Origin of the sequence: Acinetobacter lwoffii, from assembly GCF_024129355.1 — a bacterium.
Classification (GTDB): Bacteria; Pseudomonadota; Gammaproteobacteria; order Pseudomonadales; family Moraxellaceae; genus Acinetobacter; species Acinetobacter lwoffii_I.
The window spans coordinates 1-26101 of sequence record NZ_JAMXXP010000004.1 but is presented as its reverse complement, the minus strand read 5'-3'; the positions used below and the strand labels follow the sequence as shown (position 1 = coordinate 26101).

General features: G+C 45.6%; 24 protein-coding genes and 4 tRNA genes. 23 read left to right on the top strand and 5 right to left on the bottom strand.

The window, feature by feature from the left end; genetic code table 11:
• Positions 1-58 precede the first annotated feature (58 nt).
• Together fadA and fadB are read right to left on the bottom strand one after the other, a co-directional pair.
• On the bottom strand, positions 59-1231 hold the full coding sequence (gene fadA, locus NI468_RS03795; protein WP_004729264.1) for an acetyl-CoA C-acyltransferase FadA: 1173 nt from the start codon (positions 1229-1231) through the stop codon (positions 59-61).
• Between the two features lie 12 nt (positions 1232-1243).
• Positions 1244-3394, bottom strand: coding sequence for a fatty acid oxidation complex subunit alpha FadB (fadB, locus tag NI468_RS03790; protein ID WP_168730643.1), 2151 nt, complete (start codon positions 3392-3394; stop codon positions 1244-1246).
• 586 nt (positions 3395-3980) lie between these two features.
• Between fadB and NI468_RS03785 the strand changes: the two genes are divergently transcribed.
• A complete protein-coding gene (locus NI468_RS03785) occupies positions 3981-4394 on the top strand; it encodes a PH domain-containing protein (RefSeq protein ID WP_005105414.1) in 414 nt (137 codons plus the stop codon).
• A 17-nt stretch (positions 4395-4411) separates the two neighbouring features.
• On the opposite strand, the gene NI468_RS03780 is transcribed toward NI468_RS03785, so the two are convergent.
• Complete coding sequence (locus NI468_RS03780) at positions 4412-5473, bottom strand: AAA family ATPase (RefSeq protein WP_253100024.1); 1062 nt, start codon at positions 5471-5473, stop codon at positions 4412-4414.
• Positions 5474-5698: 225 nt separating this feature from the next.
• Between NI468_RS03780 and uvrC the strand changes: the two genes are divergently transcribed.
• The 3 genes from uvrC (at position 5699) to pgsA (ending at position 9103) form a co-directional block, all read left to right on the top strand.
• Entirely contained in the window at positions 5699-7498 is a 1800-nt protein-coding gene (gene uvrC / locus NI468_RS03775; RefSeq protein ID WP_005108089.1) for an excinuclease ABC subunit UvrC, read from the top strand.
• Positions 7499-7613: 115 nt separating this feature from the next.
• Complete coding sequence (locus NI468_RS03770) at positions 7614-8408, top strand: thioesterase family protein (RefSeq protein WP_086044207.1); 795 nt, start codon at positions 7614-7616, stop codon at positions 8406-8408.
• Positions 8409-8515: 107 nt separating this feature from the next.
• Positions 8516-9103, top strand: a complete 588-nt coding sequence (gene pgsA, locus NI468_RS03765; RefSeq protein WP_016806864.1) for a CDP-diacylglycerol--glycerol-3-phosphate 3-phosphatidyltransferase — start codon at positions 8516-8518, stop codon at positions 9101-9103.
• Between the two features lie 661 nt (positions 9104-9764).
• On the opposite strand, the gene NI468_RS03760 is transcribed toward pgsA, so the two are convergent.
• Together NI468_RS03760 and argH are read right to left on the bottom strand one after the other, a co-directional pair.
• Positions 9765-10034, bottom strand: a complete 270-nt coding sequence (locus tag NI468_RS03760) for an oxidative damage protection protein (RefSeq protein ID WP_253100020.1) — start codon at positions 10032-10034, stop codon at positions 9765-9767.
• 15 nt (positions 10035-10049) lie between these two features.
• Complete coding sequence (gene argH, locus NI468_RS03755; RefSeq protein WP_171501402.1) at positions 10050-11480, bottom strand: argininosuccinate lyase; 1431 nt, start codon at positions 11478-11480, stop codon at positions 10050-10052.
• Here argH and NI468_RS03750 point away from each other — a divergent pair.
• From NI468_RS03750 to NI468_RS03660, 19 genes are all read left to right on the top strand, one after another.
• Complete coding sequence (locus NI468_RS03750) at positions 11471-12625, top strand: sensor histidine kinase (protein WP_253100017.1); 1155 nt, start codon at positions 11471-11473, stop codon at positions 12623-12625. The genes argH and NI468_RS03750 overlap by 10 nt on opposite strands.
• 69 nt (positions 12626-12694) lie before the next feature.
• Entirely contained in the window at positions 12695-13435 is a 741-nt protein-coding gene (locus tag NI468_RS03745; RefSeq protein ID WP_004278633.1) for a LytR/AlgR family response regulator transcription factor, read from the top strand.
• Between the two features lie 108 nt (positions 13436-13543).
• Complete coding sequence (gene hemC, locus NI468_RS03740) at positions 13544-14467, top strand: hydroxymethylbilane synthase (protein ID WP_253100014.1); 924 nt, start codon at positions 13544-13546, stop codon at positions 14465-14467.
• On the top strand, positions 14467-15246 hold the full coding sequence (locus NI468_RS03735; protein ID WP_253100011.1) for a uroporphyrinogen-III synthase: 780 nt from the start codon (positions 14467-14469) through the stop codon (positions 15244-15246). Before hemC ends, NI468_RS03735 begins: the two co-directional genes overlap by 1 nt.
• On the top strand, positions 15243-16082 hold the full coding sequence (locus tag NI468_RS03730; RefSeq protein WP_253100008.1) for a hypothetical protein: 840 nt from the start codon (positions 15243-15245) through the stop codon (positions 16080-16082). Before NI468_RS03735 ends, NI468_RS03730 begins: the two co-directional genes overlap by 4 nt.
• A 6-nt stretch (positions 16083-16088) precedes the next feature.
• Positions 16089-17282, top strand: a complete 1194-nt coding sequence (locus NI468_RS03725; RefSeq protein ID WP_253100005.1) for a heme biosynthesis protein HemY — start codon at positions 16089-16091, stop codon at positions 17280-17282.
• Between the two features lie 8 nt (positions 17283-17290).
• Positions 17291-17719, top strand: a complete 429-nt coding sequence (locus NI468_RS03720; protein ID WP_253100001.1) for an acyl-CoA thioesterase — start codon at positions 17291-17293, stop codon at positions 17717-17719.
• A gap of 141 nt (positions 17720-17860) precedes the next feature.
• Positions 17861-18187, top strand: coding sequence for an H-NS histone family protein (locus NI468_RS03715; RefSeq protein ID WP_253100189.1), 327 nt, complete (start codon positions 17861-17863; stop codon positions 18185-18187).
• A 182-nt stretch (positions 18188-18369) separates the two neighbouring features.
• On the top strand, positions 18370-19113 hold the full coding sequence (gspN, locus tag NI468_RS03710; RefSeq protein ID WP_253099998.1) for a type II secretion system protein N: 744 nt from the start codon (positions 18370-18372) through the stop codon (positions 19111-19113).
• Positions 19113-19967, top strand: coding sequence for a type II secretion system protein N (locus NI468_RS03705; RefSeq protein WP_253100186.1), 855 nt, complete (start codon positions 19113-19115; stop codon positions 19965-19967). Before gspN ends, NI468_RS03705 begins: the two co-directional genes overlap by 1 nt.
• A 38-nt stretch (positions 19968-20005) precedes the next feature.
• Entirely contained in the window at positions 20006-22270 is a 2265-nt protein-coding gene (gene gspD, locus NI468_RS03700) for a type II secretion system secretin GspD (RefSeq protein ID WP_253099995.1), read from the top strand.
• A gap of 62 nt (positions 22271-22332) precedes the next feature.
• Entirely contained in the window at positions 22333-22992 is a 660-nt protein-coding gene (locus NI468_RS03695) for an FHA domain-containing protein (RefSeq protein WP_004729299.1), read from the top strand.
• Positions 22993-23070: 78 nt separating this feature from the next.
• Positions 23071-23739, top strand: coding sequence for a phosphoglycolate phosphatase (locus NI468_RS03690; RefSeq protein ID WP_086044201.1), 669 nt, complete (start codon positions 23071-23073; stop codon positions 23737-23739).
• 108 nt (positions 23740-23847) lie between these two features.
• Positions 23848-25341, top strand: coding sequence for an anthranilate synthase component I (gene trpE, locus NI468_RS03685; protein ID WP_086044200.1), 1494 nt, complete (start codon positions 23848-23850; stop codon positions 25339-25341).
• 98 nt (positions 25342-25439) lie between these two features.
• Positions 25440-25515, top strand: a tRNA-Thr gene (locus tag NI468_RS03680).
• 56 nt (positions 25516-25571) lie between these two features.
• Positions 25572-25655: transfer RNA gene (locus NI468_RS03675), tRNA-Tyr, on the top strand.
• A gap of 38 nt (positions 25656-25693) precedes the next feature.
• Positions 25694-25769 (top strand) — tRNA-Gly (locus tag NI468_RS03670).
• A gap of 17 nt (positions 25770-25786) precedes the next feature.
• Positions 25787-25861: transfer RNA gene (locus NI468_RS03665), tRNA-Thr, on the top strand.
• A gap of 150 nt (positions 25862-26011) precedes the next feature.
• A partial coding sequence (locus tag NI468_RS03660; protein WP_072292276.1) for a GTP-binding protein occupies positions 26012-26101 on the top strand: 90 nt, incomplete at its 3' end.

Below are 26101 nucleotides of genomic sequence, written 5' to 3'. Positions count from 1 at the left end.
TATTGTATAAAAAATCCCCGCATAGAGCGAGGATTTTCTTGATCAAAGTATTTAAGAATTAAACACGTTCGATCACTGTTGCAATGCCTTGACCTAAACCAATACACATCGTCGCAAGACCGATTTGCGTATCTTGCTGTTCCATTACGTTCAACAATGTTGTTGTGATACGCGCACCAGAACAACCCAATGGGTGACCCAATGCAATCGCGCCACCGTTATGGTTCACGATGTCTTGTTTGTCATAAATGCCTAAGCCTTTAAGAACAGAAAGACCTTGTGCAGCAAAGGCTTCGTTCAGTTCAAAAGTTTGAATATCGGCAATTGACAGGCCAGCACGTTTCAACGCTTTTTGCGTTGCTGGAACCGGACCATAGCCCATGATCGCAGCATCACAGCCTGCAACCGCCATAGAGCGAATTACAGCACGTGGCTTAAGACCTAAAGCTTGAGCACGTTCAGCAGACATTAGCAACATTGCAGAAGCACCATCAGACAATGCTGAAGAAGTCGCTGCAGTTACTGTACCGCCTTTCGGATCGAATACTGGACGCAAAGATTTGAACGATTCAAGGTTCGCATCTGGACGGATCACTTCATCGATATCACACAAGATTTTGTAGCCATCTGCATTATGACCTTCAATGCCGACGATCTCGTTCTGGAACAGACCATTTTCAGTCGCAGCCCAGGCACGGCGATGTGATTCCACACCAAACGCATCCTGTTCTTCACGGCTAATACCGTTCATACGGCCCAGCATTTCAGCAGTTAAGCCCATCATATTCGACGCTTTAGCATAATGCTTAGACGCTTCAGGGTTCAGGTCGATGCCGTGCATCATGCCGACATGGCCCATGTGCTCAACACCACCGATGATGAAGATATCACCTTGGTTCGTTGCAATTTGCGCAGCCGCAGTGTGAATCGCCTGCATAGACGAACCACAAAGACGGTTGACCGTTTGACCTGCAACGGTCTTCGGCAGGTCTGCCAGTAATGCGATATTACGGGCAATGTTCATACCTTGTTCTAGGGTTTGGTTGACACAGCCCCAGATTACGTCTTCAACTTCATGCGGGTCGAATTCGTTACGTACCAAGAGGGCACGGACAAGCTCAGCAGACATCGAGTCGGCACGTACATTGCGGAACATACCGTTTTTGGTTTTACCCATTGCTGAACGTACGCCATCGACGATGACAACGTCACGTGGATTTAAAGTAGCCATTCACGTTGCTCCTTAACCGTAGAATTTTTTGTTGTTAGCAGCCATGTCACGCAACATTTCTGGCGCTTCATAAGCTTTACCAAGGTGCGCATACTTATTGCAAAGCGCAACATACTCAGCTACACCGGTTTGATCGATGTAACGGCATGGACCACCACGGAATGGCGGGAAACCAACACCCATGATCATCGCCATATCTGCTTCAGCAGCAGTCGCTACAATGTTGTCTTCCAGGCAACGAACTGTTTCGTTACAGAAAGCCAGCATCATACGGTCAATGATTTCCTGAGCGTCAAATTCACGTTTTTCCGAAGTTGCAACAGAGGCTACAAGCTCATACGCAGTCGGATCAACCACTTTGGCTTTTTTGCCTTTACGGTCAAGTTCATACTTGTAGAAACCAACGTCATTCTTTTGCCCCAGACGTTTGTTTTCGTACATGACTTGGATCGAGCCTTTGTAGTCAGGCTTCATGCGATCCGGGAAGCCTTCAGCCATCACTTCTGCACCGTGAACGCCAGTGTCGATACCGACCACGTCCATCAGGTAAGCAGGGCCCATAGGCCAGCCGAATTTTTCCATCACTTTATCGATTTGCTGGAAGTCAGCGCCATCTTTAAGCAACAGGTCAAATGCGCCGAAGTAAGGGAACAATACGCGGTTCACCAGGAAGCCCGGGCAGTCATTGACCACGATTGGTGTTTTACCCATCTTCTGAGCCAGAACGACTGTGGTTGCAATCGCTTCGTCAGAAGTCTTCGCACCACGAATCACTTCAACCAGTGGCATCATGTGTACCGGGTTAAAGAAGTGCATGCCCACGAAGTTTTCAGGACGTTCCAGATTTTCAGCCAGACGCGTGATTGAAATCGTAGAAGTGTTAGATGCAATGATCGTGTTTTCACGAACTTTCGCTTCAGTTTCTTTCAGCACGATGCCTTTGACTTTCGGGTTTTCCGTTACCGCTTCAATCACGATGTCGACTTCTTTGAATTCGTCATAGCTGAGAGTCGGGCGGATACGTGCAAGAGTTTCACCCATTTGAGCAGGCTTCATCTTCTTACGTTCAACTTGTTTGGTCAGTAAACCATTGGCTTCTTTCATACCCAAAGCAAGTTGCTGGTTACCGATGTCTTTCATGATGATCGGTGTGCCTTTGCTTGCCGCCTGGTAAGCAATACCACCACCCATGATACCCGCGCCTAAAACAGCCGCCTGGTTCACTGGATGCGCACCTTTTTCATAGCGCTTCGAGGTTTTTTTCACGATCTGGTCGTTCAGGAACAAACCGATCAAGGCACCTGCTTGTGGTGTGACTGCAGCTTTGGCAAAGCCTTCAGCTTCAGCTTTCAGCGCGTCATCACGATGCAGGCTCGCACCCGCTTGAAGAGAATCAAGCAGTAATTTTGGTGCAGGGTATTGAGCTGGATTAGCTTTTGCCAGAACCATGCCTTTCGATGAGTTAAACGCCATCATCTGTTCGATCGGGCTGAGTTTAACTGGATCGAGTTTTTCCTGACGCTTGGTTTTCCAGTCTAAACGGCCATGAATCGCCTGTTTTACCAGATCAAGTGCAGCATCTTGTAGCTTGTCAGCAGGAACGACAGCATCGACTGCGCCGTCTTTCAGTGCAGCAGCTGGCTTCTTAGGATTGGCCATTGCCATCCATTCTACCGCGTTGTCGATACCGATTAGACGGCTTAAACGAACTGTACCACCGAAGCCCGGGAAGATCCCCAGCTTGATTTCAGGCAGGCCCACTTGTGCCTGTTCTGACATGACACGGTAGTCACACACCAGGCACATTTCGAAACCGCCACCCAGTGCCATGCCATTAATGGCAGCCACTTTAGGAATGTCGAGGTCTTCGAAGCTGTTAAAAATTTCATGTACTGGCATTGCCCAGTCAACAATCGCTTGTTCACCCTGAGCAAAGTTGTCGCCGAATTCAGTGATATCAGCACCTACAATAAATGTAGATTTGCCTGAAGTCACAATCAGACCTTGAATATCGGCATGGGAGACGGCTTCGATAGCAGCCTTGAAATCTTCAATCGTTGCACGGTTGAATTTGTTAACGGACTCACCTTGTAAGTCAAAGCGGAATTCTGCAATCCCGTCCTCAAGCATTTGGACGGTAATGGCATTGCCAGCGTGGATCATGCCCTGATCTCCTTTATTTTGGAGGACTTCTAAGTTGATGTTGTGAAGCAAGTGCGCATGTCCCGCGCACTTTTTGACTTCGCTAATCTTACGATAACTATATCCAAAAAGAACATAACAAGTTGTATCAAGCCGTGACGCAATGGTCATCAATTTCTGCCAGACTGATCCGCCCCGCTATAACTTTTCCTTTCAGTTTTCTAAAAGAAGATGAACCAAAGATTTTGTTTCAATTCATTATTTTTTATCAATCAGCCTGATAGATATGGAGCAGGGTGACTGATTTTCAAGGTGCATTTCTAGCGGAATTTTGTCAATTCAGTCAATTTCTATCCTTGAACTTGCCATTTTTAGCCTCGAAGTATGCTGAGCGCAGGGCTTTCAGGTCTTTGCTGATAGTATTTAATCAGCACAAATAACAGTGTATTAGATCATTTGAGTTACTGAACTTTTCTGATGAGATCGAAAATGGGAACGATCCTGTCGATGTGTGATTTAAAATAATTTCCATCCTGCCGGGTTGAATCCCTGTCATCTGCTATGGAATTGTTTATGATGATCTTGCACTTAGATATGGGGGATATCGATGCACGTATTTCGTTCTAAAAAAGACTGGTGGCTGCTGGCTTTTGTGATTTGTATGAGTGGCCTGTTGCTGCAACTACTGCTGACCATGCAGGCCAAAGGCACTATGCAGCAATATCCGCTGCACACTGCGGTTTATGTCCTGACTATTATCATTTTATGGTGGCCGCTGTGGAGTACGCGCTATGTGATGGACAATGGGGTGTTGACCATAAAAAGCCTGTGGTTAAGCTGGAAGATTCCGTTAAGTGAAATCCAATCCATTCAGCCCACAGACCACTCTATCATTGCGCCAGCCTTATCTTTAAAGCGTCTGCGGATTGACTATACTGATGCGGGCGTGCAGAAATTTATATTGGTTTCACCCAAAGATCAAACTGCTTTTATACAGGTGCTTCAGCCGAATAAAAACTGATATCGAGTCTGCCTTAGTTAAGCTTTTGCTTGCTCAGGCAGAACCACCAGCTGTCCATCGACACAGTCCAGATGCAGACTGAACTGCTCAGGCTGGTTTAAAAAATACAGCGCCAGAATCGGCTCCAGTTCGGTACGCATCTTGCGGCCCAAATGTCGGGCGCCGTAACGAATATCATGGTCCTGATAGAAATAGGCTTTGGCTGAAGCGCTTAAATGCACGCTGCGTTGCTGATGTTGCAAGCGCTTGTTCAGTTTATCCAGTTCAATTTCGACCAGACGTGGCAGGGCATCATGCTGTACCGCCTGATAATGCAGGCTGCGGTCAATCCGGTTCAGAAATTCAGGGTCGAATTTACGCTGCATGACTTTTTCAATGATGCGCTGGGTGGGAACGCGCTTCAGACACAGTGCCTGCATTTTCTCAGGCAGATAGCTGAGTTTGTCCAGATATTGCTGCGCCGCCTGTGCCCCGACATTGCTGGTCATAAAGATCATGTAGTTGCGAAAATCGATAGTTTTAGTGCCCGCTTTCAAGGTCAGCCGGCCAGTATCCAGCACGTTCATCAAGCCGCGAATCACTTCGTTACTGGCTTTTTCCAGCTCATCAAACAGCATGATGCCGGGCCGGGTATGACTGCCGGCAATCGCAGTTTCATCAAACAGGCTGTGACCTTCCTTTGATCCCACATAACCGGGCGGTGCGCCGGTCAAAGCCGCCGCATAATGTTCCTGTGCCAGAGTATTCATATCAATCCGGCAAAAGGCATCCGGGCGGCCATAGATCGCATCGGCAATCAGACGCACGGTTTCTGTTTTACCGACGCCAGTAGGGCCCAGCATCAAGGTAACCGACAAAGGGCGATCCGGACTGGAAAAATCTGCCTTGACCACATGCAACATTTTTTCAATTTCATTCAGGGCTGCATCCTGCCCAATAATCCGTTCACGTAGCAGTTGCATTACCTTACTCGGCTCGAAATGAAAACGCGGTTTACCAATCAGGCGAGCACGTTCAGACGGGTGATGGGTGGAGGTGGAGGGTTGAACAATATGAATGCCCGATTGCTGCAGGGTCATGCGAATCATCTCAAAACTAGACTTTTTGAGCATAACAAAGTTAAAGGTTGAAACTTATAGCTTTTAACAATCAGTTTATGTCGTGAGGATTATAGATTGGGGGGATAACCCGACAGGAACTTTAAGATTAAGTGGCAGCTTCAGGGGAATTTTGTGTTTTTGCTTGAAAATGACGCAACAATCATCACATATATCTGCAGATTGTAGGTGAAAAATAGGCTTTAGGTGAACGAAAACGCACGCCCCCATATTGAAAAAATCCTGGCGAATATGACCAGCCTGCCCGGGGTCTACCGGATGTATGGCAAAGACGGTGAATTATTGTATGTGGGTAAAGCCAAAAACCTGAAAAACCGGGTCTCCAGCTATTTTGTCAAAACGCTGGATCATCCCAAAACCCAGGCCTTGGTGGCACGGATTTATGATATCCAGACCCTGGTGGTACGTTCTGAAACTGAAGCCTTGTTGCTGGAACAGAACCTGATCAAGCTGCATCATCCGCCCTATAACATCATGCTGCGTGATGACAAATCTTATGTCTATATTTTTGTTTCGGCAGATAAACCCTATCCGCGTTTAGCCAGTGGGCGCGGCAAGGGCAAGCACCAGGTGGGCAAGTTTTTTGGACCTTATCCGAGTGCGTATACCGCCCGGGATACTCTGGTGGTGCTACAAAAACTGTTCAATGTGCGTTCCTGTGAAAACAGTTTTTTTGCCAACCGGACCCGGCCATGTCTGCAATACCAGATCAAACGCTGCTCTGCGCCCTGTGTCGGATTTATTTCTCCGGAAGACTATAAGGCAGATGTCGATAACTCGATCCGATTTTTGCAGGGCGATACCAAGGAGCTGAATCAGGAACTGATCGCAAAAATGGAAGCGGCCGCTGAAGCGCTGGAATTTGAAAAAGCGGTGTTCTATCGTGACCGGATGGCATTGTTAAGAGACGTACAGTCGCAGCAGGCGATCTATAAGCTCAAAGGCGAAGCCGATATCCTGTCGATTGCCTATCAGGCCGGGGTGACCTGTGTGCAGATCATGCATGTGCGCAACGGCAAAATGCTGGGTGGAAAAAGTTATTTCCCAGATATGCTCAGTGATGACCTGGGGCAGATGCTGGCCGATTTTATTGCCAATTTTTATTTTCAGGTGGCCGATGAAATTCCGGCTGAACTGATTGTTAATCTGGAAGTGGCTGATCGTAAAGAACTGGAAGCAGCACTCTCGCAGCATTTTGGCAAGAAAATCCAGATCAAGTCCAAAGTCCGCGAAACCCGGGCCGAATGGCTGGAACTGGCGCAGATGAATGTACAGCACGCGATTCAGGGCAAGCTGGCCAATCATATAGAATTAAATGAGCGTTTTCATCAGCTGGAGCAGGTGGTCGGCCATCCTGTAGACCGGATCGAGTGCTTCGATATTTCACATACCATGGGCGAAGATACCGTGGCATCCTGTGTAGTCTTTGATAGTGGTGGTGCGCGCAAGCGCGATTATCGCCAGTTTTCCATTCACGATATTCAGGCGGGTGATGACTATGCCGCCATGCGTCAGGCGCTGACCCGTCGTTATAAAAAAGCCCTGTTGCCAGACTTGCTGCTGATTGATGGTGGCAAGGGGCAATTGCACATGGCAATGGAAGTCATGCAGGAACTGGGACTGGATGCCTTTATGGTCGGTGTGTCCAAAGGTGAGGGACGTAAGCCTGGTCTGGAAACCTTGCACTTTACCGATGGCAGTAAAATTCAATTACCGGAGGATCATAAGGCACTGCATCTAATTCAGCAGGTACGTGATGAAGCACACCGCTTTGCGATTACCAAGCATCGTGCCAAACGCGATAAAAAGCGTGGTTCATCAGTGCTGGAAGTTATTCCGGGGCTCGGACCAAAACGCCGTCGGGATTTGCTGACCCATTTTGGCGGGATTCAGGGCGTACTGAAAGCCTCAGAAAGAGATCTGCAACTGGTACCGGGACTGGGTTCAGTCATGGCCCGGATGATTTATAAAGTGCTGCATGAATGACGCGTGGCTTAAATGCAAGGGCCAAAGTGCGCATTGACGCTTGGGTCACGTGACATTCACAACCTGAAGAATTTTACCGAATATACTGAGCATCAAGACTTACTGAGGGATCAACATGTCTTTGCATGCACTTTATGCACAAATTGCCGAACAGGAATGGGTAGAGTTTCCACAGGGATGGTTACAGGGTCGTACTCTGTATGGTGGTCTGGCTGCCGCGATGATGATGCAAAAAGCCGTCACTCACATCAATGATCCGGCCAAGCATTTGCTGAGTTGCAGTGTGACCTTTGTCGGCCCGATTCAGCAAGCCAAAGTACGACTGAGTGCCGAAATCCTGCGGCAGGGCAAGTCGGTGACCACGATTGAAGTGCGCTTATGGCAGGACGACGCGGTGCAAAGTATTCTGATTGCCAGTTTTGGTATTTCCCGTGATTCAGAGATTCAGGTAAAGCAACAAGTTCAGGCACCCGACTATGCTGCGCCAGAGCAGCTGTTTCAGATTCCTGTTGGCTATGGTATGCCAGACTGTTATGACCATTTCGAAGTAGCCTGGGCGGATGTCAATCTACCTTGTAGTGCCAGTCCTCGTCCGGACTTTGGTGGCTGGTGCCGGTTTCATCCTGAAAAGCATCACAACCGTGAATTTCTGGTCGCAGACTTGATGGCTATTTTTGATATCTGGCCACCTGGGGTGTTGCCGATGTTTAAAAACATGGCGCCTGCGAGTAGTCTGACCTGGACAGTGACCTATGTGCATCCGGTTCAACATCAATTGCATGATTGGTTTAAATATAAAGTATTTACCGACTATGCTGCGGATGGTTATGCGACGGAGCATGCCTATCTCTGGGATGCCGAAAATCGCCTGATTGCGATGGCAAGACAAACAGTGACGGTGTTTGCCTAGTGACACTGCAAGTCAATTCGTATAAAGTGAAGCCTATTAATGATGGATCAAACCTCTAAAAAAGTGTGCATTTTCATCGTACATGAGGGGAAAAATTGGCGGTGTCTATGACTACAGGTCGTATCCTGAATATTCCAAATATCTTGACCTTGGCGCGTATCGCTCTTATTCCGGTATTTTTATTGGTGGCTTACTGGCCACCTGCAATGGGCTTTGATGCTCATAACCCCGATATGACGCGGCATATCATTTTAACCACGATCTTTGTGGTGGCTGCGGTAACGGACTGGTTTGATGGCTATCTGGCACGTACATTAAACCAGACTTCCGCTTTTGGGCGGTTTCTCGATCCGGTTGCAGATAAATTGATGGTCGCAGCTGCACTGATTGTATTGGTGCAATGGCAGCCTTCCATGTCGATGGCTTTTGCTGCGATTGTAATTATTTCGCGTGAAATTACCGTTTCAGCCCTGCGTGAATGGATGGCAGAACTCGGTGCGCGGACCAATGTTGCGGTTTCAACAGTGGGTAAATACAAAACCGCTTTTCAGATGATCGCTATCACCGTATTCCTGCTGAACTGGCCACCGCTAGAAATGCTGGCGTATGCCTTGCTATACACCGCAGTGGTACTCACTTTATGGTCGATGTTCATTTATCTGAAAGCGGCTTGGCCATATCTGAAACAGCCTTAATCGAAATGAAAAGAGAAGCTCCTTGAAAGGGGGCTTTTTTTATGCGCTTAAATTATCAAGCCAATCGGCAAATTGCAGGCAAAAAAATACCCAGTCTTTGGGGGAAGAACTGGGATGAAATCGGGGTATTTGTTGCTTATTATTATAGTTATTCAAAGATATCTCATCTTCTTAGGGCTCATTATAGAGAGACAGTTTTTTTTAATCATGTGGCTTCTTGTAGCAGAATGTTGTGTTTTGTGAATACTCTGTATATTGCTTTTACAATCTATTATTTTGATACAAATCTGAATGTTTTTCAGCAGGATAGTGGCTGACTAGATAAACGAAATAGAATAAGTAAAAATCTGTTTTTGTGCTCTAAGTGTGAGTTAGTAAGATTTGCTAGAATTAGTCAAAAAATCCCCTGAAATAGGGGATAGATTTATGCCTACGCGGACTTCATTCTTGTTTTGTGTAAAAAAGAAAGGCAGGGCTTTAATGTGAAAAGTTCCTGCATTGGGAGCTCTTCACATTCAAAACTACCCGCTTCGCTGGTCTTGAGTAATGTTTAGAGCAATACATAAAAAAAGAATCCCCAATAATGGAGATTCTTTTAGATTAAAGCCTACGCGGACTTCGTCCTTGTCTTACGTAAAAAAGAAAAGCAGTGCTTTCTTTTTTACTCAGGCTTTAGCCCTTCGGCTTTTTCTAGGGATGCATCATTGTTAAAGAACTTTTCACGCTGTTCTTCTAGAAACTTTTTCGCATCAGCTTCAAACACGTTCAAACGCTTTTCATTAATTAGCGTGGTTTGGTGTTTTAGCCATTCTTGCCAAGCCTGTTTAGACACGGTATCAAACAATTCCTGACCCTTTGGCCCCGGGAATGGAGCAAAGTCTAAACCTTCCATGTCCGCCTGATACTTACGGCAAAAAACTTTTCGAGACATATCCATACTCCAAAATTATGCGTAAAGTTGTTCCAAACGCGCATGTGCACGCTCAATGGCTGCTTTCACTTGAGCAGGCGCGGTGCCACCAATGTGATTACGGGCATTCACCGAAGCTTCAAGAGTTAGGGCTTTTTCAAATACGTCTGCTTGAATCAGGTCAGAGAACTGTTGCAGTTGTTCGAGTGTCAATTCAGACAGGTCTTTAGATTCTTGTACACCGAGTGCAACCGCTTTACCTACAATCTCGTGCGCATCACGGAATGCAACGCCGTTTTTCACCAGGTAATCAGCTAGGTCAGTCGCAGTTGAGAAACCACGCAGCGCTGCTTCGCGCATTTCAGCAATGTTTGGAACCAGTGCAGGAATCATGTCAGCAAATGCCATGAGTGAACCACGAACTGTATCGATCGCATCGAACAATGGCTCTTTATCTTCCTGATTGTCTTTGTTATAGGCTAGAGGCTGGCCTTTCATTAAAGTCAGCAGGCTCATCAAATCGCCATAGACACGGCCGGTTTTACCACGTACCAGTTCAGGCACATCCGGATTTTTCTTCTGCGGCATGATTGAAGAGCCAGTACAGAAGCGATCTGGAATATTCACGAATTTGAACTGTGCAGATGTCCATAGAATCAGTTCTTCAGACATACGTGATAAATGCATCATAATTAAAGATGCAGCGGCATTAAATTCAATCGCAAAGTCACGATCCGATACTGCATCCAGCGAGTTTTCAGCAACAGCTTCAAAACCTAGCAGTTCAGCAGTATAAGCACGGTCGATTGGATAAGTAGTACCTGCAAGTGCAGCAGAACCAAGCGGCATACGGTTGACACGCTTACGGCAATCAATCAGACGTTCTGAATCGCGTACCAGCATTTCAAACCAAGCCATTAGATGATGACCAAAAGTCACTGGCTGAGCGGTTTGCAAGTGGGTGAAGCCTGGCATGATGGTGTCGGTGTTTTTAGCCGCTAAGCTTAAAATACCTTTTTGTAATTTTTTCAGTAATTCCAGGATGCTATCGATTTCATCGCGTACATAAAGACGGATATCTGTAGCCACCTGGTCATTACGGCTACGACCGGTATGCAGTTTCTTGCCAGTAATGCCGATACGTTGAGTCAGGCGTGACTCAATGTTCATGTGGACATCTTCTAAATCAATGCGCCATTCAAAGTTGCCTGCTTCAATATCGGCTTGAATCGCTGTCAGACCTTCAATAATGTCATCGCGTTCTTGCGTGGTCAGTACGCCCACTTTTGCCAGCATGGTTGCGTGGGCAATCGAGCCTGCAATATCTTGTTTATAAAAACGTTGGTCAAATTGAACAGATGCTGTAAATTCAGCAACAAAAGCATCAGTCGCTTCAGAGAAACGACCGCCCCACATACCCGAAGTCTGGGCGTGTGATGGATTAGAGGAATTAGAAGATGTGGTCATGTCGGCTCAATCAGATTAAAAGCAGTAGAACGAAAAAGAGTATAACAAATTCAAAGCCCATTGCCGAAGTCACATCTGCTCAATCTTTTACATCGATAAACGAACAGACGCAAAATTCCTATTTTTTTAGCCAGATCGGCAATCTACGCTATTTGCTGGAACTGTTTGCTGGCGGCAATATTCTGGCCATGATTCTGGCGCTTGCAGAAGCGCAATCCTGGCAGGCTTTGAATGGAATGCACCTGCTGCAATATATCCTGTATATCAACTGGGTACTGTTATGTTTTGCAGCACTGGTCGAGCTGTTCCATCAAGCCTTTCAACGTATGGGAATCAAACTGGCTTTGATTTCTGGATTTCTGCTGTTACAGGCAATTGTACTGCTCACTACGGTGAACCTGAATATCTTGATATATTTTGGACAGAATTTTAATTTTCAGGATTTAAACCTGGCGATTGCGCTGGATCGGGTCGGACTCCATTTAAGTCTGGGAATTTTGCTGGGAACTTTCTGTTTTCGCTATCTTTATTTGCGTGAGCAATGGGAGCAGCAGCAGCATAGCGAGCTGAATGCTAGAATTCAGGCCATGCAGGCACGGATTCAGCCGCATTTCCTGTTTAACAGCATGAATAGTGTGATCAGCCTGATCAGTATCGATCCGGATAAAGCCGAGCACATGCTGTTGAATTTGTCACGGTTATTTCGTGCCAGTTTTCAGGAATTAAAACTGGTCAACCTGCAGGAGGAAATTGATCTGTGCCAGCGCTATCTGGAGATTGAGCAGATCCGTCTAGGTGAGCGTTTGCAGGTGGAATGGAAGTTAGAAAACAAAGACTTATACTCACAAGTTCAAATTCCATTATTAACTTTACAACCCTTGTTAGAAAATAGTATTTTCCATGGAGTTGAAAAAATTCTCACAAAGAGTACCATAAGCATATTGGTTGAAATATTGCAAAATCAAATTAATATCATCATAACCAACCCTTATGCACAGGATAATAAAATTTTAAAAAAGGGACATGGTATTGCAATAGAAAATGTTAGACAGCGTCTGCAAGCTTATTATGGACCTAGTGTGACTTTTCAAACCTTTGCCGGCGAAGGGATGTTTACGACGGTAGTGCGATATCAATATAAATAAAAATAAATCAAAGAAATCGCAGTTGGCTTTATCATTCATCTGATGAGGTTAACTGGGTAAGGAGGAGAAATGGACATCCTGATTTGTGATGATGAGCCTTTGGCCGTCGAGCGTTTATCACGTTTGGTCTCTCAACTGGGGCATGATGTGGTGGCGACAGCAAGCCATGGCCGTCAAGCGATTGATCTGGCTCACCAATACGAACCCGATGTCATCCTATTAGATATTCAAATGCCTGAAATGAATGGACTAGCTTGTGCGCAACATTTGCGTCAACTGGATCCAATGCCGGCCATTGTCTTTTGTACGGCCTATGACCAACATGCGCTGGATGCATTTAAATCAAATGCCGAAGGCTACTTGCTTAAACCGGTGATGCAACAGGAATTGGCACAGGTTTTAGAGCACTTAACTAAACTTACCCAAGCTCAAATGAGCCAACTAAAACAAAAAGAAAATATGGACGAAATCAATATCAGCCGCCAGCAGATTGCGGCAAAGACCTATCGTGGTGTCGAATTGGTGCCAGTTGAAAATATCTATTATTTTCTGGCGGATCAGAAATATGTCACTGTGCGTCATAAAAACGGCAGTGTATTGATTGATGAAACCTTAAAGGAGTTAGAGCAGGAGTTTGGGAACCAGTTTATCCGGATTCATCGTAATGCCTTGATCTCGGTGCATTATCTGGATGGTCTGGAAGTGGTGAGTTCTGGTCAGTATCAGGTACGTTGTCGTGAGCTGGACGATCGTTTGGCGGTTAGTCGGCGACATTTACCGTTTTTACGAGATCGGATTCAAAAGCTTTAGCAGGGGATGAATGAGAGCATTGAGTTGAAACTTATATAAATTCACTTGCATTTTCAAGTGAGCAGGTTAAGTTTAGACTATTGTTCTCATTTACTGTTATTGAAATTTATGAAGACCCTAAAAATTGCAACTCGACAAAGTCCACTTGCGCTTTGGCAAGCGGAACACATCCGTGCGCGCCTACAAGATTTGCAAGCTGGTTTGCAGGTTGAGTTAGTCACTTTTGTTACACAGGGCGATAAAATTCTAGATACACCACTGGCTAAAATTGGTGGAAAAGGACTGTTTGTAAAAGAATTAGAAGCCGCTTTACTGGATGGTCGTGCAGATCTGGCTGTGCATTCCATGAAAGATGTCCCGATGGCCTTGCCCGAAGGTCTGAGTCTGGCAGTGATCTGTGAACGTGAAGATCCCTTAGATGCCTTTGTGTCGAATACCTACACTAGTTTTGAAGAATTGCCACAAGGCGCCAAAGTCGGAACCTCAAGCTTGCGCCGTAAAACCCAGATTTTAAAACAGCGTCCAGATCTGGACATTATCGATTTACGCGGTAATGTCGGCACACGTTTATCTAAACTGGATGCAGGCCAGTATGATGCGATTATTCTGGCCAGTGCCGGTTTAAAACGCTTGGGTCTGGCAGAACGTATTCGTCATACTCTGATGCCTGAAGTCAGTCTGCCGGCCGTGGGTCAAGGGGCATTGGGACTGGAATGCCGTACTCATGATCAGACGGTGCTGGACTTGATTCAGCCACTCCTGCATGCGGATACAGATGCGTGTGTACGTGCCGAACGTGCCTTTAATGCCTATCTAGAAGGCGGATGTCAGGTGCCGATTGCTGGTTATGCCACGCTCAAAGAGGGTGTGATTTCAATCGAAGGTCGTGTGGGCAGTGTCGATGGAACAGTTTTGCTCCGGGCACAGCATACTGGCAAAATGGCAGCTGCGGAGCAATTGGGTGTAGAGCTGGCAAAAGACCTGCTTGATCAAGGTGCTGGCGAGTTGCTGAAAGCACTCTATTCACACTGATGTTATTGATTAATACTCGCCCCAGTGATCGTGCTGCAGGCTTGACTCAACAGTTACAGGCAGCACAGGTGTCTGTTCTGGAATTGCCCTTGCTCGAACTGCATGCCATGCCTTATTCCGATGAGCTGTTGATTTTGTATCAGCAGCTGGAGCAGGCACAGATTATTGTGGTGGTCAGTCCGACGGCCGCTCAGATTGGCATGCAATATTTACAACAGGCGGGTATTAAGCTCTCGGCCTTGGCGCAGGTGCATTGGGTGTCAGTGGGAAAAGCCACTGAACAGGCACTGGCGAGCTATGGCATTCATAGTCATGTGCCTGAGGTCGAAACTTCGGAAGGCATGCTGCAATTGCCTGTGTTGAAGCAACTGGCTTCTGGTTCAGGTGTGGCTTTCTGGCGCGGAGAAGGTGGTCGTCAATTTATGATGGATCATTTACGTGCCAGCAATATTAAAGTTTTAAACTTTATTTTGTACCGGCGGCAATGTCCTAAAACGACGGCAACGATTTTGGCAGAGAATTTGGCGCTGCTTAAGACACAGCAGCGTTTTGCAGTGCTAATCACCAGTGAGGCAAGTTGGTTAAACTGGCTGATACTCTTGCAGAGGAATGCGGAGTTTATACAGCAAGCCTGTTATTTGGTTTTGGGGCCACGTTTGGCCAATATTCTTGGGGAATATCAACAGCAGCATCAGGCAAGTTTTCAATTCGTAAAAATCGATGATTTAGACGCAAATACGATCTTGCAGAAAATGGGGCTGATATTAGGGAACGCATGAAGAAACTATTCATTGTATTGTTCATCTTAAGTTTGTCATGGCTGGTCAAGCTCAGCTACGACCTTCATGTTCTGAATACAGCACAGACTGAATTTAATCAAAGCATTAATCAGTTACAGCAGCAAAATGCCAATCTCAATGATCAGTTTGTGGCTTTAAAACGCCAGATTTCTGCTCAGCAGGAAAGTGCTGGAACTACTTCAGCGAAAGCGTCAGTAAATGAAGCGGCAACTGATGCAACGCAAAATGATATTGTCTTGGTGCAGCAACATCTGGATCTGATCGAATTTGCACTGCAACAGCAACAATACGCCACTGCGATTGAGAAATTAACTCAGTTATCTAATGAGCTGGATGATTATATTTTAGCGCCTGCCTTGGTCAGCAGTTTGCAGCAAGTGATTGCAAAAGATCAGGACATGCTGAAAAAATTCGTGAACAGCCGATTAGTGCAGCAAAATAAAGTAAAAGAACTCTTGGTGCAGATGGATGCTGAAATTGAAAAAGAAATTCAGACACCACATCGTCAGCGTCCAGAAACTCAACGCTCTTTCTGGCAGCGCTGGATTCAGGTTGAATCCGCAGATCAGCCAAGCACAGTCTTGATGCAACGGCATCTGGTACTGAAAGAGGCCCAGTTACGCTTGCTCATCGCACAAAATACCTTGCAAAAAGACCAATCTGTCGCTTTTCAGCAAGCACTGAATGCCGTGATTGAAGTTTTGGGACAATTGCCGGATGCACAGAGCCAAAAATGGATTCAGCAATTGAATCAAATCAAGGCCACCCCGATTACTCCGATTCCATTATTAAACACACGCACCCTAGTGGGCTAATTGCTTATGAAACAGATTCTGCTAGCCTATTTATTTGTCTGCCTGCTTGGTATTGCGGGGCTGAGTATCCTGAGTTATGGACATGGGGCTGGCTATGTCTATCTGTATTGGCGCGAGTGGCAGTTACAAACCACCCTCTGGTTTTTGGCCGCATCCTTGGTGAGCGTGAGTTTTCTGATGCATTGCATCTGGTATGCGATCAAGCAGTATCGCAGCCGTGAACAACGTAAAACTGAAACGGTCTTTAGTTTTTCCCGCTTACATCCTTATGAACAACTGGCAGTCATCTGGTTATTAAACGCTGCGCAGGATCAGCGGGATTTTATTCAGCAGTCTTTTACCAAGTCGGGTTTACTTAAACATATTATTGATGCACGTTTATCTTGGGGGCAACAACAATATACCCATGCATTAACTGCTTTAAATCAGTCCAATCCCATGGCATTTGAATTGGCAGAATTGCAACGGATTGAAATTTATTTATCACAACAGCAAGGTGAACAAGCACTTACCCATTTAGAGTTTTTAAATCAGCATGAATTATCGCCTTGGTTAATACAGGTTAAAACAGCCTATGAGCAGCGTCTTGTCGTATTATGGGGGGTATTCGCCATGCAGTTTCCCTGGTTATATTTACGCTCGACTCAATATGGACATTTAGACCAAGAAGTAAAAAAATCATGGCTGGAGCAATTATTACTGGCCTATGACCAAGCCACACAGGACGATTTATTTTATTTACAGCAACGTTATTTAGATTTAAAACCTCAGATATTTGATCGTGACTATTCAGTCAAATTATTATGGTTGAAATTATTATTTAGAATGCCAGAAATGAGTGCCGAGCATGAAGTGCTTGCGATTCATTTAATGGAACAGCAATTTAATCAGGATGTCTTTTATTTGTGGTTCCAGCAACAGTTATTGCGGCAAAATCCAGATTATGATGCGATTGCACAACAGATTTCATACTGGGAAGCCAAATATCCAGCATTGCCGATTTTAAGCTTTGCGAAATGGCATGTGTTGCAAGCTACAGGCTATACAGATCAAGCCCAGCAACTGCTCGACTTATATCCGGATGATATCCGGATGAGTTATTTAAGAATTAAAGCTGCCTTACAAGATCGGGAGGACTTGCTACAGCAGTTAAATGCAGTATTTGAATCGAATGTAAACTTTATAGAAATTAAGACTTGAGCATAATGATGTCAGAATTAAAACAATATCCAGTTATTTATGAACAAACAGTTGCATGGGGCGATATGGATGCCTTTGGACATGTCAATAATGCCATGTATTACCGTTATGTCGAAAGTGCACGTCTAGCTTATTTAACCCAATTAGAAATTCTCTCTGAATCGGTATCTACCGTAGTGGCATCCAATCAGTGCCGTTATTTAAAACCCGTGGTTTTTCCTGATCATTTAAAAGTGGCAGCACGTATTGAAGAAATCCGTAATATTGCATTCAGAATGCAATATCTATTATGGAGTGAAAAACAGCAAAGTATTGTCGCCACTTCAGAAGCAGTTATTGTCTGTGTCGATAAAAAGACCATGCAGAAAACAGAAATTCCGGAACATATTCGCGAAAAAATCAAAGCACTTGAATTAAGCGTTCAACATGAAATTTAAAAATGAATGAAGCATTTTATTTTGTAATTTTTTTTAAACTTTATTGTTATTGCTTTAAGGTTTTATATTGAATGTTTTATTTAATATAAATATGATGGGGCTATTATTTAACAAAATGAATAATATTATTTTTCGGAGAGCATTATGCCAGATATTACGCATTTATCAGTAGAAGAGTTAAAACGTTTACAAGCAGAAGCAGAATCACTGATTGCTTCAAAAAAAGATCAAGAGATTGAAGATGCTTATCAGCAAATCTTGGCAGTTGCCGAGAAAGTTGGTATGACGGTTGAACAGTTACTTGAATTTGGTGCGTTTAAGCGTAAGAAATCATCACGTAAGTCGGTTGAGCCGCGTTACCGTAGCAAAAGCAATCCGGACGATACCTGGACTGGCCGTGGTAAACAGCCGCGCTGGTTGGTGGCTGAATTGGAAAAAGGCGCAAAGCTGGACGATTTCCTGATCTAAGCCTTCATTTGATCTGGTCATTAGGCTGTCATACAGACAGTCTATGATCATTAAACCAAGCATACCTGCTTGGTTTTTTTATATCTATGAATTGGCGTTGACAGAAAAGTGTGCATAATGTGTGGGTATAAGGGAAAAATTATAAATGGGGATTTGGACTTGAGCGATTGGTCGTGGTGGGGATGAGCAGTAAACCGAAAACTTTAAGATGGTTGATCCTTGCTCTTGTTGCATTTTTTATTTTTGTCGTATTACAAGTGCCAGCAGCCTGGTTAATTTCGAAATTTTATAAAAATAACCAGACTTTGCATAATGTAAACGGAAATATCTGGCAGGGAAGTGCGGACTGGAAAAAAGGCAATCTTCGGGGCAGTCTGAACTGGAAAGTGCGGCCGCTGGATTTGCTGTTGCTGCGAGTTGGAGCACATGTGGATTTGCATAGTGGCAATACCCAGCTTTCCGGGATCATGGCTTATGGTCTGAATAAGTCTTTGATTTTCAAAAATCTTGAAGGGCAGGTCGCGCCTGAAACTCTAAAAAAACTTGCAGACTGGCAATGGCCGAGTACTGCGATTCAGTTTAAAAATCTGGATTTTAAATATAAAAAAGAACAGGGCTTCAGTCAGGTGGCTGGGCAAATGCAATGGGCGGGTGGTGAGCTGATTTATACCTTTGCTCAGCGTCAGGAACGCATGAATGTACCTGCCATGACTGGAAAACTCGCAGATGAAAGCGGACAGCTGTTAGTTGATGTTCGGGATAGTCGCGATCAACGTATGCTGAATATCAAGCTTGATCCGAGTCTGATGCTGGATATCCAGCTCACCCAGCGCTTTTTAATGAATGCACCTTCTTATGAAGGTAAAGCCGGATTAGATACCTATGTGATCAGTACCCGCCAACCCTTAATGGGAGGCTTGAATTGATGACAGTTTCTCTGAATGATTTAAAAAATATTGAACTGAAACAGCTCAATCGTGCTGCACCTGTGGTTTTGTTACTGCTCATCCTGTATCTATGCTGGAAGCTGGCGGCTTTGTTCTGGTTGCTGATAGCTCCACCCCAGGCCATGCAGCTGGAGCGGGTTGAACTGGGTTCGCAACAGCCGCAAATTCCGAATATCGGTGCATTTTCGCTGTTTCAGGAAGTTGGGCAGTCTGCGGGTGTGGTTGAAACGGCCAATATCATTTTACAAGGGGTGATGGTCGCCAGTCCAAGTTATAACTCTTCTGCGGTACTGAAAATCAATGATCAGGTCGATCGTTACCGTGTCGGGGAAATGTTGGCCAATAGCGGTTTTGAGTTGGCTGAAGTGCATTGGGATCGGGTTATTTTGCGTCGATCCACAGGTGCTACTCAGGAAATCTTATTCAAAGGTCTGGAAAATGGCTTGAATCAGCCGATTGTGCCGGAAACATCAGCATCTTCAAGTTCAATGCCTGCTATGCCTTCTAATAGTGGTATGCCTGAGCAGCCTTCGCCACAGAATGAAATTGGTCGGGCCATCCAGCAGATGCAGGAAAACAAAGACCAGTATTTACAGAATATGGGGGTGAGTGCAGCAGATGGTAGTTATGAAGTGACTTCACGGACGCCGGCTGCACTGCGTAATCGCCTGGGTTTAAGACCGGGCGACCGGATTTTGTCTTTAAATGGCCAGACGCTGAGTCAGGGACAAACCGAAGCACAATTACTGGAACAGGCCCGACGTGAAGGTCAGGTCAAACTCGAAATAAAACGTGGTGATCAGGTGATGACCATACAACAAGATTTGAAGTGATGTGTCATCACGCATAGGGTTAGGAAACACGAAAGTTTATGGCTTTATTTAATAATAATCGATCAGCATGGGCATTCTGTGTGGCCGCACCGTTAATGGCCATAGTCAGTACGGCGAGTTATGCACAAACCTGGAAAATTAACCTTCGAGATGCTGACTTAACTGCATTCATTAATGAAGTGGCCGACATTACTGGCAAAAACTTTGCAGTCGATCCGCGAGTACGTGGCAATGTGACGGTCATTTCCAATAAAGCCCTGAATAAAAATGAAGTCTATGACCTGTTTTTAGGCGTGTTGAATGTCAACGGTGTGGTGGCAATTCCTTCGGGGAATACCATCAAGCTGGTTCCGGACAGCAATGTCAAAAGCTCGGGCATTCCCTATGATGCCAGAAGCCGTGCCAGTGGTGACCAGATTGTGACCCGGGTGTTGTGGCTGGAAAATACCAATCCGAATGACCTGATTCCTGCATTGCGTCCCTTGATGCCGCAGTTTGCCCATCTGGCGGCGGTGCCCGGGACGAATGCCTTAATTGTATCGGATCGCGCCAGTAATATTTACCAGCTGGAAACCATCATTCGCAATCTGGATGGCACCGGTCAGAATGACATTGAAGCGGTCAGCTTGCAATCCAGTCAGGCTGAGGAAATGATTGGACTGATCGAGTCCATGACTGCCACCGGTGGAGCTAAAGATGTCCGCGGTTCGCGGGTGCGGGTGATTGCAGATACCCGTACCAACCGGATCATCATCAAAGGTGATCCCACGACGCGCAAACGGGTGCGTCAAGTGATCGAAACTCTGGATGTGCCGGCTGCGGATCGTTTGGGCGGTTTAAAAGTTTTTCGTCTGAAATATGCCAGTGCCAAAAATCTTGCGGAAATCTTGCAGGGGCTGGTGAGCGGGCAGGCGGTGAACAGTAGTAATTCAAATTCAGGTAGCACAACCTCGACCTCGTCTTCACTCAGTTCCAGCAGCAATTTAAATAACAACAATACCAGTACGGGTTCGAGTAGCAACACCTCTTCAGGCATTCAGCTGAATACCGGCATGAATAATGAGCAGGGCGGAATTACCAGTTTTAATGGTAATGGCGTCAGTATTATTGCCGATACCACGCAAAATTCTCTGGTGGTGAAAGCGGATCCACAACTGATGCGAGAAATTGAATCAGCAATTGACCAGCTGGATATCCGTCGTCAACAGGTGCTGATCGAAGCCGCGATTATTGAAGTGGAAGGAACCGATGCGGATCAACTCGGTGTGCAATGGGCCTTGGGTGATATCAGCAGTGGGATTGGGCTGGTGAACTTCGATAATTTTGGGACTAGTCTGAAAAATATTGCGGCCGGTTATCTCACCGGTGGTGGTGCAGGTGCTGCAAGTGCCGTGGGCGCGGGCAGTTCACTGGTACTCGGTGATTATCGTGAAGGCAGTGATGGTTCCCGTCGTCTGTATGGTGCGATGATTCAGGCACTCAAAGAAACCACTAAATCCAACCTGTTGTCTACGCCGTCGATTGTGACCATGGATAATGAAGAAGCTTATATTGTGGTGGGTGAAAACGTACCTTTTGTGACAGGCTCAGTGTCTACAGGTGCTGCTGGAGTTGCTAATCCCTATACCACCATTGAACGCAAGGATGTCGGGGTCACTTTAAAGGTGGTCCCGCATATTGGCGAAGATGGTACGGTACGCCTGGAAGTGGAACAGGAAGTTTCTGATGTCAAGGCCAGTAAAGGGCAGGCACAGGATCTGGTCACCAGCAAGCGAGCGATCAAAACCTCAATTCTGGCCGAACATGGACAAACCATTGTCCTTGGTGGTTTGATCTCAGATAACACCAGTTATGGGCGTCAGGCTGTACCTGGTCTGGGTGCGATTCCAGGCTTGGGACGTTTATTCCGTTCAGAAGGTAAGTCCAATCAGAAGCGTAACTTATTGATCTTTATCCATCCAACCATTGTGGGGGATAAAAATGCAGTGCGTAAACTGACCCAACAACGCTATAGTCAGCTATATAGTCTGCAACTCGCACTCGATTCGGACGGGAACTTTGCCAAGCTGCCAGAAAGTGTTGAAGATGTGTATCAACAGCGAATTCCAGTATCCAGAACGCCATTGCAAAACTCGACTTATCAAACTGTGCCGACCGCACCCGTTCAGGCGCAGCCAGCCAATGTAGTTGTTACGCCGGTAGCGATAGAACCAGTGATTCAGCGACAAGTGGTAGAACCCGTCCAACAGGTAGAAAAAAGTAAAAATACCGTTACAACAACCACACTTAGACCCAAAAGCTAAGTCATTCGCATTTGCAGACAGCATGTTATGATAATGTCAAAGAGAACAGAGAAGTAACTTTCATGACTTGGAAAATACACGCGATTACAGGCGACTTAACAGGACAGGAAATTAGCATTGACCGTGACATGCTGGTGGGGCGTCATCAGGCGGCAGATATCGTGTTACAGGCTGCGGAAATCTCCCGTAAACATGCGGCATTTTTACTAAAGGATGATGCGCTCTGGGTGCAGGATTTGGGTTCATCGAATGGCACTTTCGTCAATGATGTGCAGATTGCGCAAGAAACCTTATTAAAGCAGGATGACATTGTTCAGTTTGCCAGCTTGAAATTTTCAGTAATGGCGCCTGCGGCTGCAGTAGAGGTTCCAGCAGAAATTGAAGCAACGGCAGAAAAAGTCGTGGAACAGGTCGAAGTCGCTGAGCCTACACCTGCACAGCAAATGAATGATCAGGGAATGCCGGAACTGAAACATCGTGATGCTACGGTACAATTAACCCGTGATGGCATGCCAACCAATGTCGGTATTCCAAAACCGGCACCTATTCCGGAAGGCGTGGACATTAATGCGGTAAAACCAGAGCCTACCCCAATTCCGGTTGAGCAGCCTGTATCACGTGTAGAACAGGAAAAAGAAACCCAGAAAAATGTATCTGTAGGTTTGATTTCAGTGATTGTGCTGATTATTTTGGCAATTATGGCTTGGTTGTTGTTCAAATAAGCTGATGATTGGTTACAATCAAGGCATGCATAGCGCATGCCTTTTTTGTGGCTGCGCACATTATAAAAGAGGGTCGGGATGTCTATTGCACAATTAGAAAAGCGCGAACTGATCTTGTTTGATCTGGATGGTACCTTGGTGGATTCAGCACATGATCTGTATCGCGCCATGAATATGAGCCTGAATGTGCTGCAATTGCCTCTGGTGACTGAAGAGCAGGTACGGACCTGGGTAGGTAAGGGCACGTCGATATTCTGTGAAAGTGTACTCCAGCATCTGGTGGGTGAAGTCACACCGGCACAGCATCAGGAACTCTTAACGACTTTTCTGGATATCTATAATGTCGATCCCTGCGTCGATACCGTTCCTTTTCCGGGAATCCTGAAATTTCTGGACTGGGCTAAAGCCCAAGGTAAAACCCTGATTTGTGTGACCAATAAGCCTGAACTTCCTGCCCGCAGTATTCTAGATACCTTGGATATGGCTCATTATTTTGCCGATACTATTGGTGGCGACCGTTTTACTGAACGTAAGCCGCACCCACGCCAGTTGTTGCACTGTGTCGAACATTATAAGGTGAGTAAAGAACAGGTCTTGCTCATTGGCGATTCTTCCAATGATGTTGAAGCCGCACGCCGCGCCGGGATTGATTGTGTTGTGGTCAGCTATGGCTATAATCATGGTGAAAATATTGCAGATTGTCAGCCGCAGCAGATTGTGGATGATCTTAGAGAATTACTTGCCTAATACGCGTACTAAGGAAAGAAAATGAATAGTTGTAAGGTTTTTCGATGGCGTCGCTCAGTTCAATTCTATTTACATACTGAGTAACCCTAATTTAAAGAGAAAAACCGCATGACCACTCAAGCACAATTCCAGCAACTTGCTGCACAAGGCTATAATCTCATTCCTGTTTATCGTCAGCGTCTGGCAGATACCGATACACCACTTTCTATTTTTGCACGCCTTAAACAGCATCAGCAGGCTTATTTATTTGAATCCGTAGAAGGCGGAGAGAACTGGGCACGCTATTCGATTATTGGACTAGGTGAATCTACTGTATTTTCCTGCAATGCAGGCGAACTGACGGTACAGCATGCAGATGCTTCAATTGAAAAACAGCACTGTGCTGATCCATTTCAATATATCCGTGATTTTCAGGCGCAATTTAAGGTGCCTACCCAGGTAGAATTGCCGGACTTGCCGAGTTTTACTGGTGGATTAGTTGGTTACTTTGGTTACGACGCTGTGCGTTATATCGAGCCGAAGTTAAAAAATGTGCCTGAAGCAGATCCGGTTGGTTTACCCGATATCTGGATGATGCTGTCTAAAACCGTCATCGTGTTTGATAATTTAAAAGATACCTTGTTCCTGATCGTACATGCTGATGCCACTGCTCCGGGTTCTTATGAAAAAGCACATGAACAATTAAATGAATTAGAAAATATTCTTGCCACGCCCATCAGTCTTAAAGCTGAAAAACATAGTCCGCCACATTTCGAGTCCCTCACCGGACATGACAACTTCATTGCTTCGGTGGAAAAGGTCAAAGAGTATATTCGTGCTGGAGATGTAATGCAGGTCGTACCCGGGCACCGGATGGTGTCTGACTTCGACGGTGACCCGCTACAGGTGTATCGTGCGCTGCGTCATCTCAATCCATCGCCGTATTTGTTCCTGGTGCAAGGGCAGACCTTGGAAAATAACACGCCATTCCATATTGTCGGTTCCTCTCCTGAAATTCTGTCCCGTCTGGAAAATGGTATTGCCACAGTTCGTCCATTAGCGGGAACCCGTCCACGTGGCAAAACCAAAGAAGAAGATCTGGCACTTGAGCAGGACTTACTCTCTGACGAAAAAGAAATTGCTGAACATGTCATGCTGATTGATCTGGGACGTAATGATGTGGGACGCATTGCAAAAATTGGCAAAGTGCAGGTAACTGATCAAATGGTGATCGAACGTTATTCACATGTGATGCATATTGTCTCCAATGTGCAGGGTGAAGTACGTGATGATGTCGATGCTCTGGACGTTTTTAAGGCAACTTTCCCCGCAGGCACACTTTCAGGCGCGCCAAAAATCCGTGCCATGGAAATTATTGACGAAGTTGAGCCGGTAAAACGTGGAATTTTTGGTGGTGCTGTTGGTTATTTAGGCTGGCATGGCGAAATGGACATGTCGATTGCGATTCGTACCTGTGTCATTCGCGAAAATAAGGTCTATGTTCAGGCTGGAGCAGGGTTAGTTGCCGACTCAAATCCTGAATCTGAGTGGAATGAAACCCAAATAAAAGCTCGCGCAGTGATCAAAGCGGTTGAATTATCATCAAATGGTTTGATTTTATGAGTTTTTGACGTTTTTTTTGAAAAAAACACTTGCAAGGATTCTGAGTTTTGCTAAACTGCACACCGTTCCGATACGAAACGTACGAAACACTAAGAAACGCCGGCATAGCTCAGTTGGTAGAGCAACTGACTTGTAATCAGTAGGTCCACAGTTCGAATCCGTGTGCCGGCACCATCTTAGAAGTTTGGTAGTGTGAAGTAAAGAACAGCACTGATGTAAGTGTAAAAAATGGTGAGGTTCCCGAGCGGTCAAAGGGGGCGGACTGTAACTCCGCTACGAAAGTTTCGAAGGTTCGAATCCTTCCCTCACCACCAATTTTAAGACTTCAATAAGTGGTTTGTACCAACATCGTGCGGGAGTAGCTCAGTTGGTAGAGCGGTAGCCTTCCAAGCTACATGTCGCGAGTTCGACCCTCGTCTCCCGCTCCATTGAAGTACTAATATTTGCTCTTATAGCTCAGTGGTAGAGCACTCCCTTGGTAAGGGAGAGGTCTCGAGTTCAAATCTCGATAAGAGCTCCAGATTACAGTTTAGCAACTCTGTTGCAAAGAAATTCCAAAAGCAGGCTATTTAGTCTGCTTTTCAAGTATTTGGTGTTCGGTTTTTTTAAACGATATGTCGGAGCTGGGTTTTACTCAGAATTGTGTTCGACGTAAACGAGGAAGATTAACATGGCTAAGGCTAAGTTTGAACGTAATAAGCCACACGTTAACGTGGGCACAATTGGTCACGTTGACCATGGTAAAACAACTTTAACAGCT

Bases quoted from the DNA above. Each gene is read 5' to 3' on its own strand.
- fadA (WP_004729264.1), bottom strand. From the start codon at position 1,231: ATGGCTACTTTAAATCCACGTGACGTTGTCATCGTCGATGGCGTACGT.
- fadB (WP_168730643.1), bottom strand. From the start codon at position 3,394: ATGATCCACGCTGGCAATGCCATTACCGTCCAAATGCTTGAGGACGGG.
- NI468_RS03785 (WP_005105414.1), top strand. From the start codon at position 3,981: ATGCACGTATTTCGTTCTAAAAAAGACTGGTGGCTGCTGGCTTTTGTG.
- NI468_RS03780 (WP_253100024.1), bottom strand. From the start codon at position 5,473: ATGACCCTGCAGCAATCGGGCATTCATATTGTTCAACCCTCCACCTCC.
- NI468_RS03770 (WP_086044207.1), top strand. From the start codon at position 7,614: ATGTCTTTGCATGCACTTTATGCACAAATTGCCGAACAGGAATGGGTA.
- pgsA (WP_016806864.1), top strand. From the start codon at position 8,516: ATGACTACAGGTCGTATCCTGAATATTCCAAATATCTTGACCTTGGCG.
- NI468_RS03760 (WP_253100020.1), bottom strand. From the start codon at position 10,034: ATGTCTCGAAAAGTTTTTTGCCGTAAGTATCAGGCGGACATGGAAGGT.
- NI468_RS03750 (WP_253100017.1), top strand. From the start codon at position 11,471: ATGTGGTCATGTCGGCTCAATCAGATTAAAAGCAGTAGAACGAAAAAG.
- argH (WP_171501402.1), bottom strand. From the start codon at position 11,480: ATGACCACATCTTCTAATTCCTCTAATCCATCACACGCCCAGACTTCG.
- NI468_RS03745 (WP_004278633.1), top strand. From the start codon at position 12,695: ATGGACATCCTGATTTGTGATGATGAGCCTTTGGCCGTCGAGCGTTTA.
- hemC (WP_253100014.1), top strand. From the start codon at position 13,544: ATGAAGACCCTAAAAATTGCAACTCGACAAAGTCCACTTGCGCTTTGG.
- NI468_RS03735 (WP_253100011.1), top strand. From the start codon at position 14,467: ATGTTATTGATTAATACTCGCCCCAGTGATCGTGCTGCAGGCTTGACT.
- NI468_RS03730 (WP_253100008.1), top strand. From the start codon at position 15,243: ATGAAGAAACTATTCATTGTATTGTTCATCTTAAGTTTGTCATGGCTG.
- NI468_RS03725 (WP_253100005.1), top strand. From the start codon at position 16,089: ATGAAACAGATTCTGCTAGCCTATTTATTTGTCTGCCTGCTTGGTATT.
- NI468_RS03720 (WP_253100001.1), top strand. From the start codon at position 17,291: ATGTCAGAATTAAAACAATATCCAGTTATTTATGAACAAACAGTTGCA.
- gspN (WP_253099998.1), top strand. From the start codon at position 18,370: ATGAGCAGTAAACCGAAAACTTTAAGATGGTTGATCCTTGCTCTTGTT.
- NI468_RS03705 (WP_253100186.1), top strand. From the start codon at position 19,113: ATGACAGTTTCTCTGAATGATTTAAAAAATATTGAACTGAAACAGCTC.
- gspD (WP_253099995.1), top strand. From the start codon at position 20,006: ATGGCTTTATTTAATAATAATCGATCAGCATGGGCATTCTGTGTGGCC.
- NI468_RS03695 (WP_004729299.1), top strand. From the start codon at position 22,333: ATGACTTGGAAAATACACGCGATTACAGGCGACTTAACAGGACAGGAA.
- NI468_RS03690 (WP_086044201.1), top strand. From the start codon at position 23,071: ATGTCTATTGCACAATTAGAAAAGCGCGAACTGATCTTGTTTGATCTG.
- trpE (WP_086044200.1), top strand. From the start codon at position 23,848: ATGACCACTCAAGCACAATTCCAGCAACTTGCTGCACAAGGCTATAAT.